Below are 1878 nucleotides of genomic sequence, written 5' to 3' on the forward strand. Positions count from 1 at the left end.
GGCCACCGTCATCGCCCGCGACGACCGCCTCGCCGCTTACACGGTGTGCGCGACCGCCCTGGACCCCACCGTCATACGGGAGTTCGCCGCCACCCGCCTCCCCGACCACATGGTCCCCGCCACGGTCACGATCCTGGACGCCCTGCCCCTCACGCCCAACGGCAAGGTCGACAAGGCGGCGTTGCCGGCGCCCGATGTTGTGCGCGAGCCAGGTCGTATGCCGTCAACGCCGGTGGAGGAAGTCCTGTGCGCTTTGTTCGCCGAGGTGTTGGGTGCGGGCGGGGTGGGGGTGGATGACGATTTCTTCCGGCTGGGTGGCGATTCGATTATGTCGATGCAGTTGGCGGCGCGGGTGCGGCGTGCGGGTTGGGTGGTGTCGCCGCGTCAGGTGTTCGAGGAGCGTACTCCGGCGGGTCTGGCGCGCGTTGTCGCCGGGGCGGAGCGTGAGGCGTTGGTGGTGGATGCGTCCGGGGTGGGGGAGATTGCTTTCACTCCGGTGATGCGTTCGCTTGGCAGTGCTGTCTCCGAGGCCGGTTTCGCGCAGTGGATGGTGGTCGGTGCGCCGCCGGAGCTGGGTCTTGAGGCGCTGACCGGCGGGGTGGCCGCTGTGCTGGACGTGCACGACATGCTCCGCGCCCGGCTGGTGGCCGCCGAGTCGAAGCTGGTGGTGCCGGAGCCGGGCTCGATCGACGCCGCAGAACTGGTATCCCGCGTGGACGCGGCAAACGTGCCGGTGGGGGCGCTGGACGCGCTGGTGACCGCTCGGGCCGAGGCGGCGGTAGGGCGGCTGGATCCGGGCGCCGGAGTGATGGTGCAGGTGGTGTGGTTGGACGCCGGGCCCGAGCGGGTGGGCCGCCTGGTGGTCGTCGTGCATCATCTCGCCGTGGACGGGGTGTCGTGGCGGATCCTGCTGCCGGATCTGCGGGCCGCCTGCGAGGCGGCGGTCGGCGGCCGACAGCCGGTCCTGGACCCGGTGGGTACATCGTTCCGTCGTTGGTCCCAGCTACTGTCCGCCGAGGCCGTCAGCGAGCACCGGACGGCGGAACTCCCGGCCTGGAAGCAGCTCCTGGCCGCCGGCGAGCCGCTACTGGGACGGCGCCCCCTTGATCCCGCGCAGGACACCGAGCGGACCACGGTCCGGCGCCGCTGGCTGGTGCCGGCCGCCACGGCCGAGACGCTCGTCGCCCGCACTCCGGCCGTCTTCCACTGCGGCGTGCACGAGGTGCTGCTCGCGGCCCTGGCCGGGGCGGTGGCGCACTGGCGGCCGGAGTACGGAGCCGGCGTTCTCGTCGACGTCGAGGGGCACGGCCGGGAGCAGCTGCACGACACCGTGGATCTGTCGCGGACCGTGGGCTGGTTCGCCAGTACGCGCCCCGTCCGGCTGCGTGTCGGCACTACCGGCCCGGCCCGCGCGCGGAAGGGCGGGCCTGCGGCAGGCACCCTGCTCAAGACGGTGAAGGAGCAGACCAAGGCCGCGTCCGGGGACGGGCTCGGTTTTGAGTTGCTGCGCTACTCGAACCCCGTGACCGCACCCGTACTCGCCGGGCTGCCCGCCCCGCAGATCGGATTCAACTACCTCGGCCGCTTCCCCGCCGGTGACTCCGGCGGACCGCCCGCCGCGTGGGAGCCGGTCGGCGAGTCGGCGCTGGGCGGCGCGGTAGATCCGGGCATGCCGGCGCGGCACGCGCTGGAGGCCGGCGCTCTGGTCCAGGACACCCCGCACGGACCGGAGTTGTCGCTGTCGCTGGCCTGGCCCAGCGGACTGCTGGACGCGGCCGACGCCGACCGGCTGGGGCTCGGCTGGCTGGATCTGCTGGCGGGACTGGCCGCTCACACCACGGCCGACCCGGCCGCCGGCGGCCACACCCCCTCCGACTT

1 protein-coding gene is annotated in these 1878 nt (G+C 73.2%); it reads left to right on the plus strand.

Features of this window, described 5'->3' with window-relative positions; translation table 11 throughout:
- Positions 1–1878: condensation domain-containing protein (locus ACQKIP_RS42755; protein ID WP_427745481.1), on the plus strand; the 1878-nt coding region annotated here is incomplete at both ends.

This window comes from Streptomyces sp. NPDC059900 (assembly GCF_050270335.1).
In the GTDB taxonomy this organism is placed as follows: Bacteria; Actinomycetota; Actinomycetes; order Streptomycetales; family Streptomycetaceae; genus Streptomyces.